The following is a 7,610-nucleotide window of genomic DNA, read 5'->3' as shown; positions in this document are numbered from 1 at the left end:
AGGGTCTGCGCTTCGCCATCCGTGAGGGTGGGCGTACCGTCGGCGCGGGTGTTGTCACCAAGATTGTCGAATAATCGTTTACGATCCTGGCTGAGGGGCGGCGGTCGGTTTGTCGGGCCGCTGCCCCCAGCATTTACCCTCGTCTGAGGAGTCTAGTATGGCAAAGCAGAAGGTGCGTATCCGCCTCAAGGCATACGACCATAAGATTCTGGATCAGTCGGCGCGCCAAATCGTTGAGGCCGCCGAGCGTACCGGTGCCCTCGTGGCCGGTCCCGTGCCCCTACCGACCAAAATCGAGAAGTATAGCGTCATTCGTTCCGGCTTCATCGATAAGAACTCGCAGGAGCAGTTCGAGATCCGTACCCACAAGCGACTGATCGACGTGCTTGACCCAAGCCAGCAGACGATCAATGCGCTGATGAAGCTCAATCTGCCCGCCGGCGTAGATATTGAGATCAAGCTCTAAGCATTGTGGTTAGGATAAAAGGCAGACGGCCTACGGCAATCCGGGCGCTCAATTGGTCAGGTGTTGTTGGTCGTTGGTCAAATAACAAAAGGCAGCCGCTGCGCAATGACGCAAGCTGCGGAGGTAGCAGTAATGATTAGTGGGATGTTGGGTCGCAAGCTGGGGATGATGCAGGTCTTCAGCGACAAGGGCGAGGTGGTGCCGGTGACGGTCATCGCCGCAGGCCCGTGCATCGTTACCCAGGTACGCACCGTTGAGCGTGATGGTTACGCTGCGGTGCAGATTGGATACGAGCAGGTGGAGCCGCGCAAGCTCACCAAGCCGCAGCAGGGCCATCTGAAGGCCGCCAATGCGCTGCTGCGCTACCTGCGCGAGTTCCCCGCCGATAACCCCCAGGAACACACCCCTGGTGAGGTGATCAATGTTGAGCTCTTCAAGCCCGGCCAGAAGATTGATGTTTCGGGCACCTCGAAGGGGCGCGGTTTTGCGGGTGTGGTCAAGCGCCACGGCTTCCGGGGTGGTCCCAAGACCCACGGTCAGAGCGACCGCCACCGTGCGCCGGGTTCGATTGGTGCCGGTACCACCCCCGGTCGCGTCTGGAAGGGCCAGAAGATGGCCGGGCGCATGGGTGGCAAGCGCGTCACCATCCAGAATCTGGAAGTGGTGGAAGTGCTGCCCGAAAAGAACCTGATCCTGGTCAAAGGCTCGGTTCCTGGCGCTCGTACTGGTCTGCTTGAGATCCGCCGCGCCGTCAAGGCCTAGCCACTATGCCTCCTCTGTGCTGGATTATCAGCGCGGAGCAGGATAGAGGAAACAGCAATGGAAGCAACTCTCTATAATCAGGCCGGCGAGCAAATCGGCAGCATTGCCCTCAGCGATGAAATCTTCGGGATCGAGCCAAATGTCCCGGTGATGCACCAGTATGTGGTGATGCAGCGTGCCAATGCCCGCCTCGGTACGCACAATACCCGTGGTCGTGGTGAAGTGGTGGGGAGCACCAAGAAGCTCTATCGCCAGAAGGGGACAGGTCGCGCCCGTCAGGGTTCCGTCCGCGCCCCGCACCGCATGGGTGGTGGTATTGCCCATGGTCCGCACCCGCGCTCGTACCGGCTTAACATGCCCAAGAAGATGCGCCGCTTGGCGGTACGCTCGGCCCTCTCGGCTAAGCTCGCTGCCAACCAGATCCGCTTTGTTGATGCCCTCACCCTTGAGAAGCCGCGCACCAAGGATATGGTCGCCTTCCTCAAGGCCCATACCCTCAGCGGTAAGACGCTGATCGTCATTGACCAGAAGAATGAGCAGACCGGCAATGTCCGGCTTTCGGCCAACAACCTGCCGGATGTCCAGATCTTGCTCGCCCACTACCTCAATGTGCGCGATCTGCTGACCTGCGATACCGTGGTGATGCCTACGGCAGCCATTGCGGTCATCGAGAGCTATCTGGCCACTGGCGCGGCGTCTGCGCAGAGCGAGGAGGTATAACGATGCCGACCCCGCATCAGATTATTGTTCGCCCGTTGATCACCGAGAAGAATACGATCCTCATGGAGTCGAATCAGTATTGCTTCGAGGTGCTACGCGACGCGAGCAAGCCCGAAATCAAGCACGCAGTCGAGAGCATCTTCAATGTTACCGTACTCAAGGTCAATACGATCAATGTGCGTGGCAAGATGCGCCGCCGTGGTCGCGAGTCCGGCTATACCCGAGATTGGAAGAAGGCGATTGTCACGCTCATCGCCGGCGACCGCATCGAGATCTTTGAAAGCTAATCATAGCGCGAGGGCATAGCCCTGGTGTCTATGTTCTGCCCCTGGAGCAACACGATGGGTGTTCGCAAATACAAACCAACCTCGGCGGGTCGCCGCAACATGTCGGTTTCGACCTTCGAGGATATTACCAAGAAGCGCCCCGAGTCGGGTCTGATCGCGCCGTTGCGCAAGCAGGCAGGTCGTAATAACACCGGACGGATCACGGTCCGCCACCGTGGCGGTGGTCACAAGCGCTTCTACCGTATCATTGACTTCAAGCGCAACAAGCTCGGCATTCCGGCGAAGGTGCAAGCCATCGAGTACGATCCCAATCGCTCGGCGCGCATTGCCCTCCTCGCCTATGTTGATGGCGAGAAGCGCTACATTATCGCTCCGGTTGGCCTGAAGGTGGGCGACATGCTCAGCAATGGCCCCGATGCCGATATTCGCGTCGGTAATGCGTTGCCGCTGGCCTCCATTCCGCTTGGTACCCAGATCCACAACATCGAGTTGGAGATCGGGCGCGGTGGTGTGCTGGTACGCAGCGCAGGAACGTCGGCCCAGCTCATGGCGAAGGAAGGTGACTACGCCACCATCCGTATGCCCTCTGGCGAGATGCGTATGATTCACATCCGCTGCATGGCCACGATTGGCCAGGTTGGCAATGTCGATCATCAGAATGTGCGCATTGGTAAGGCTGGCCGTTCGCGCTGGCTCGGTCGCCGCCCGCGCGTGCGAGGAACGGTGATGAACCCGCGTGACCATCCCCATGGCGGTGGTGAGGGGCGTGCCCCTCGCGGTATGAGCACCCCCAAGACCAAGTGGGGTAAGCCCGCTCGCGGTGTGAAGACGCGCCATAATCCGCGTAGCGACCGCTTCATCGTGCGCCGACGCAAGCCCTAAAGTTGATGCCTTGATGCTTGGTGAAGCTGCATGGCTCCCAGGCATCAAGCATCAGGCATCAGGTACCAGGAGGTTCTATGGCTCGCTCTTCCAAAAAGGGGCCGTATGTTGATATTCGGCTCCTCGACCGTGTCGAGGCGATGAATCGCACCAATGATAAGCGTGTCCTGCGCACATGGTCGCGTGACTCGACCATCTTCCCCCAGATGATCGGCCACACGATTGCGATCCATGATGGTCGCCGCCACGTTCCGGTCTATGTCACTGAAAATATGGTCGGCCATAAACTCGGTGAGTTCGCACCAACTCGCTTCTTCCGTGGCCATGGGGGCAAGAAGGCCGATAAGCGCGGCAAAATGAAGTAGTGATGCCCACGGGTATCACTCTGGACCCGGTTGGTTCGCATCCATAAGTGGTTGCGTGCGCAGAACCCGAATTGTGGTACAATGTACGGGTTTGCGTGCGCACGATCTTATCAACGATGCGGCTGAACCGCAGACGAGTGAGGCAATGGAAGTCAAAGCTATAACCCGCTATGTGCGCATCTCGCCGCTCAAGGTTCGCCTCGTGATGGACGTGGTGCGCGGGATGCCAGTGGATCGCGCTCTCTCGACCTTGCAGTACATGCCCCAGAAGGCAGCACGCGAGGTTGCGCGGACGATTAAGTCGGCTGCGGCCAACGCAGAGCATAATTTCGATATGGATCCGGCTGATCTGAAAATTACGCAGATCTTCGCCGATCAGGGCCCGGTACTGAAGCGCTTTATGCCGCGTGCTCGCGGTATGGCCAACCATATCCGCAAGCCCACGACCCACATCACCGTGATTGTGGACGATGGCCAGACCTATTAGCCGATAGGACTAGGAGGTTGTCTTGGGACGAAAAGTACATCCGATCGGCTTCCGCCTCGGTTACATTAAAGACTGGCAGTCGAAGTGGTTTGCCGAGCGTACCTACACGGATCAACTCCACGAGGATTTGGCGCTGCGCAAGCTGATCGCCAAAGAATTGCAGAATGCGGGCGTTTCGCGGATCGAGATCGAGCGCTCGGCCAATAAGATCGAAGTGACGGTCTATACCGCAAAGCCCGGCATTGTCATCGGCAAGCGTGGGGCCAATGTGGATCTGCTAAAGAACAATCTTGAGCAGAAGACGGGTAAGAAGATCAAGCTCAACATTCAGGAGATCCATCAGCCAGAGCTCGATGCTCAGTTGGTGGCCGAGAGTATTGCTGAGCAGATCACCAAGCGTGTCTCGTACAAGCGTGCGATGAAGCAGGCCGTTCAGCGTGCGATGCGCCTGGGCGCTCTGGGTGTCAAGGTACGCTGCTCCGGGCGTCTCGGCGGGGCTGAGATGTCGCGTATCCAGAATGAGAGCGAAGGCCGTGTGCCGCGCCATACGCTGCGTGCGGATATTGACTACGCTCAGGTGCATGCCCATACGACCTACGGGCGCATCGGGGTGAAGGTCTGGATCTATAAGGGCGAGGTCTTCCCCGACCAGCTCGCCAAGGCTGCGGTTGAGCAGCAGGCAAGCGCCCCTAGCGCCCCCAGCGAGCGCCGCGAGCGCCCGGCGAGGAGGAATGACAATGCTGCTTCCTAAGCGCACCAAGTACCGCAAGCAGCAGCGCGGTCGTAACCGTGGCTTGTCCTATCGCGGTAGTGGAGTGGCCTTTGGTGAGTATGGCCTGATGGCGCTGGAGTCGACCTGGATCACCAGCCGCCAGATTGAGGCCGCTCGCCGTACCATCACAGGCTACATTAAGCGTGGTGGTAAGGTCTGGATTCGAATCTTCCCAGATAAGCCAGTAACCCAGAAGCCCGCTGAGACCCGCATGGGTGGTGGGAAGGGTTCGGTTGATCACTGGGTAGCGGTTGTCAAGCCGGGCCGGGTGATGTTTGAACTTGGTGGGGTCAGCGAAGAAATTGCGATGGAGGCCATGCGCCGCGCCGCACAGAAGATGCCAGTACCCTGCAAGATTATCACCCGCGATGAAGTTGAGGAGGCGAGCAGTGAAGGCGAGTGAGCTGCGCAACCAAGATAACGAGAAGCTGCGTGCCCAGCTCAAGAGCTTCGATGAGGAGCTGTTTAATCTGCGCTTCCAGCAGGTGACGGGCCGCCTAACCAATACTGCCCGCTTTACGCAGGTGCGGCGGGATGTTGCGCGGATTAAGACGATCCTGCGCGAGCGCGAGCTGGAGATCTAATATGAGTGAACAGCAAACATCACGCAAGATCGTCAAGGTCGGGCGGGTGGTAAGCGATAAGATGGATAAGACGGTGGTGGTCGCGGTTGACTACCTCAAGCCGCATCCGCTCTATCGTAAGATTATCCGCAAGACCAACAAGTTCCACGCCCATGACGAAGAAAATACGTGTAAGGTGGGCGATCTGGTGCGGATCGAGGAATCTCGCCCGCTGAGCCGCACAAAGCGTTGGAAGGTTATTGAGATCGTCCAACGTGGTGAGGAGTAAGAGCCATGATCCAGCCTCAGTCGCGCCTGAAGATTGCTGATAACACGGGTGCTAAGGAGATTATGTGCATCCGTGTCCTCGGTGGTTCTCGGGTCAGATATGGCCGAGTTGGCGATGTGATCGTCGCTTCGGTCAAGCAGGCCGCCCCCGGCGGCTCGGTCAAGAAGGGTGAAGTGGTTCGTGCGGTGATCGTGCGCACCACCAAAGAGTACGGTCGCCCCGATGGGTCGCACATCCGCTTTGATGATAACGCAGCGGTGATCATCGGTAAGGAAAATAACCCTCGCGGCACGCGCATCTTTGGCCCAGTCGCTCGTGAGCTGCGCGAGAAGCAGTTTATGCGTATCGTGTCGCTGGCACCGGAGGTGCTCTGATGCATGTGAAGACGGGCGATGAGGTTCTGATCATCGCGGGCAAGAATAAGGGCCAGCGCGGCAAGATCAAGCGCGTGATCCCCAAGATGGACCGAGTGGTGGTCGAGGGCAAGAATATTGTCAAGCGACACCTCAAGGCACGCGGTCCCGGTAAGCCCGGTGGAATTATCGAGATGGAGGCTCCCCTCCATAGCTCGAACGTCATGCTGATCTGCCCTAGTTGTGGCCATGCTACGCGCACCGGGCACCGTTTCCTTGAGGAGACGAATCACAAGGGCCACCCGCGTAAGGTGCGCTTCTGCAAGGCATGTGACGCGGTGATCGAGAAGAAGTAACCATACTCAGGGCCGGAGATGCACTTTCGCGCACCTCCAAGCCCCTGGAGAGAGATCATGATAGTTCGTCTGCGCGAAAAGTATCTGTCCGAGATCGTTCCTGCTTTGATGCAGGAGTTTAAGTACTCGTCGGTCATGCAGGTTCCGCGCCTGACCAAGATCGTCGTCAATGTTGGCGTCGGCGAGGCGGTGCAGAACTCCAAGGCGCTCGATGCTGCGGTGGCCGATCTGACCACCATTACCGGCCAGAAGCCGGTGATTACCAAGGCCAAAAAGTCCATTGCGTCGTTTAAGTTGCGCGAGGGTATGGCGATTGGTACGATGGTCACGCTACGCTCTGAGCGTATGTATGACTTCTTCGACCGTTTGGTCAATCTGGCGCTGCCACGTATCCGCGACTTCCGTGGCGTGGGTCGCAGTTCGTTCGACGGGCGCGGCAACTATAGCCTCGGTCTGCGTGAGCAGATTGTCTTCCCGGATATTGACTACGATAAGATCGACAAGATCCGTGGGCTTGAGGTGGTAATTGTGACCACCGCTACCGATGATGAGCAGGCATATTCACTGCTCAAGCGACTCGGTATGCCATTTCGTGATTAGCATGGGCCAGGAGCCAACGCTAACTAGTCCAGCTGTTTAGGAGGAACCATCCTTGGCAAAGACCTCATTGGTTGTGAAGGCGTCGCGCCCAGCCAAGTTTAAGGTGCGCGAGTACCATCGCTGTAAGACGTGTGGCCGATCTCGCGCCTATATGCGGAAGTTTGGCATGTGCCGCATCTGTTTTCGCGAGAATGCGCTGAAGGGCCTGATTCCGGGTGTTGTGAAGTCAAGCTGGTAGAACATCATAACGTTGCGGGCGACTGGCATCTCTGCCAGCACCCGACGTGTGAGGAGGCACACCGTGAGCGTTAGCGATCCTATCGGCGATATGCTGACACGCATCCGCAATGCCTGTATGGCGCGGCATGTGACTGTGAATATTCCTGCGTCGAAGATGAAACTGGCGATTGCCGATATTCTGAAGCGCGAGGGGTTTATCAAGGACTATACCCTGATCGAGGGCAAGCCCTTCAGCATGATCGCAATTACATTGAAGTATATGTCTGACCGGCGTCCGGCTATCACTGGCCTGCGTCGTGTAAGTAAGCCTGGCCTGCGCATCTACACCAAGCACGATGAGATTCCGCAGGTGCGTGGCGGCCTTGGTCTGAGCATTCTCTCTACTCCCAAGGGTATTCTGGCAGGCCACGAGGCTTGGCGGGAGCATGTGGGCGGTGAGGTGCTCTGCTACGTCTGGTAGCACGCACG

General features: G+C 58.1%; 17 protein-coding genes. All 17 read left to right on the top strand.

All coding sequences use genetic code 11. The features are described 5' to 3' along the window. Positions 1-74, top strand: a 74-nt coding sequence (locus tag EKD03_RS12030; RefSeq protein WP_153188297.1) for an EF-Tu C-terminal domain-related protein, incomplete at its 5' end; no start/stop codon positions are given. 83 nt (positions 75-157) lie between these two features. Then, positions 158-466 carry a 30S ribosomal protein S10 gene (rpsJ, locus tag EKD03_RS12025; RefSeq protein WP_006560756.1) on the top strand — a complete coding sequence of 103 codons (309 nt, stop codon included), beginning with the start codon at positions 158-160 and terminating at the stop codon, positions 464-466. A gap of 132 nt (positions 467-598) precedes the next feature. Then, positions 599-1,228: a 50S ribosomal protein L3 gene (gene rplC / locus EKD03_RS12020; protein ID WP_129630900.1), complete on the top strand. Its 630-nt coding sequence runs from the start codon at positions 599-601 to the stop codon at positions 1,226-1,228. A gap of 57 nt (positions 1,229-1,285) precedes the next feature. Continuing rightward, positions 1,286-1,948, top strand: a complete 663-nt coding sequence (gene rplD, locus EKD03_RS12015) for a 50S ribosomal protein L4 (protein WP_129630894.1) — start codon at positions 1,286-1,288, stop codon at positions 1,946-1,948. Positions 1,949-1,950: 2 nt separating this feature from the next. Continuing rightward, entirely contained in the window at positions 1,951-2,235 is a 285-nt protein-coding gene (rplW, locus tag EKD03_RS12010; RefSeq protein ID WP_129630892.1) for a 50S ribosomal protein L23, read from the top strand. Positions 2,236-2,289: 54 nt separating this feature from the next. Continuing rightward, positions 2,290-3,117 (top strand): 50S ribosomal protein L2, encoded by an 828-nt coding sequence (rplB, locus tag EKD03_RS12005; RefSeq protein ID WP_129630890.1) that lies wholly within the window; start codon positions 2,290-2,292, stop codon positions 3,115-3,117. Between the two features lie 77 nt (positions 3,118-3,194). Next, entirely contained in the window at positions 3,195-3,482 is a 288-nt protein-coding gene (gene rpsS / locus EKD03_RS12000; protein ID WP_006560751.1) for a 30S ribosomal protein S19, read from the top strand. A gap of 145 nt (positions 3,483-3,627) precedes the next feature. Further along, complete coding sequence (gene rplV / locus EKD03_RS11995; protein WP_129630888.1) at positions 3,628-3,969, top strand: 50S ribosomal protein L22; 342 nt, start codon at positions 3,628-3,630, stop codon at positions 3,967-3,969. A gap of 22 nt (positions 3,970-3,991) precedes the next feature. Next, complete coding sequence (gene rpsC, locus EKD03_RS11990) at positions 3,992-4,720, top strand: 30S ribosomal protein S3 (RefSeq protein WP_129630886.1); 729 nt, start codon at positions 3,992-3,994, stop codon at positions 4,718-4,720. Beyond that, on the top strand, positions 4,707-5,144 hold the full coding sequence (gene rplP / locus EKD03_RS11985; RefSeq protein WP_129630884.1) for a 50S ribosomal protein L16: 438 nt from the start codon (positions 4,707-4,709) through the stop codon (positions 5,142-5,144). Before rpsC ends, rplP begins: the two co-directional genes overlap by 14 nt. After that, on the top strand, positions 5,131-5,325 hold the full coding sequence (gene rpmC, locus EKD03_RS11980) for a 50S ribosomal protein L29 (RefSeq protein WP_129630883.1): 195 nt from the start codon (positions 5,131-5,133) through the stop codon (positions 5,323-5,325). Before rplP ends, rpmC begins: the two co-directional genes overlap by 14 nt. 1 nt (position 5,326) lies before the next feature. Next, a complete protein-coding gene (rpsQ, locus tag EKD03_RS11975) occupies positions 5,327-5,593 on the top strand; it encodes a 30S ribosomal protein S17 (protein WP_129630881.1) in 267 nt (88 codons plus the stop codon). A 5-nt stretch (positions 5,594-5,598) separates the two neighbouring features. Next, positions 5,599-5,967 carry a 50S ribosomal protein L14 gene (gene rplN / locus EKD03_RS11970; RefSeq protein ID WP_006560746.1) on the top strand — a complete coding sequence of 123 codons (369 nt, stop codon included), beginning with the start codon at positions 5,599-5,601 and terminating at the stop codon, positions 5,965-5,967. Next, complete coding sequence (gene rplX / locus EKD03_RS11965; RefSeq protein WP_129630879.1) at positions 5,967-6,302, top strand: 50S ribosomal protein L24; 336 nt, start codon at positions 5,967-5,969, stop codon at positions 6,300-6,302. Before rplN ends, rplX begins: the two co-directional genes overlap by 1 nt. A gap of 57 nt (positions 6,303-6,359) precedes the next feature. Further along, positions 6,360-6,902: a 50S ribosomal protein L5 gene (rplE, locus tag EKD03_RS11960; protein ID WP_129630877.1), complete on the top strand. Its 543-nt coding sequence runs from the start codon at positions 6,360-6,362 to the stop codon at positions 6,900-6,902. Positions 6,903-6,954: 52 nt separating this feature from the next. Then, on the top strand, positions 6,955-7,140 hold the full coding sequence (locus EKD03_RS11955) for a type Z 30S ribosomal protein S14 (protein WP_044199244.1): 186 nt from the start codon (positions 6,955-6,957) through the stop codon (positions 7,138-7,140). A 63-nt stretch (positions 7,141-7,203) separates the two neighbouring features. Beyond that, positions 7,204-7,602 (top strand): 30S ribosomal protein S8, encoded by a 399-nt coding sequence (gene rpsH, locus EKD03_RS11950; RefSeq protein ID WP_129630875.1) that lies wholly within the window; start codon positions 7,204-7,206, stop codon positions 7,600-7,602. Positions 7,603-7,610 lie beyond the last annotated feature (8 nt).

It is taken from the genome of Candidatus Oscillochloris fontis (assembly GCF_004138135.1).
Classification (GTDB): Bacteria; Chloroflexota; Chloroflexia; order Chloroflexales; family Chloroflexaceae; genus Oscillochloris; species Oscillochloris fontis.
Note: the sequence above shows the minus strand (reverse complement) of the source record. Positions and strands in the feature narration are given on the sequence as shown.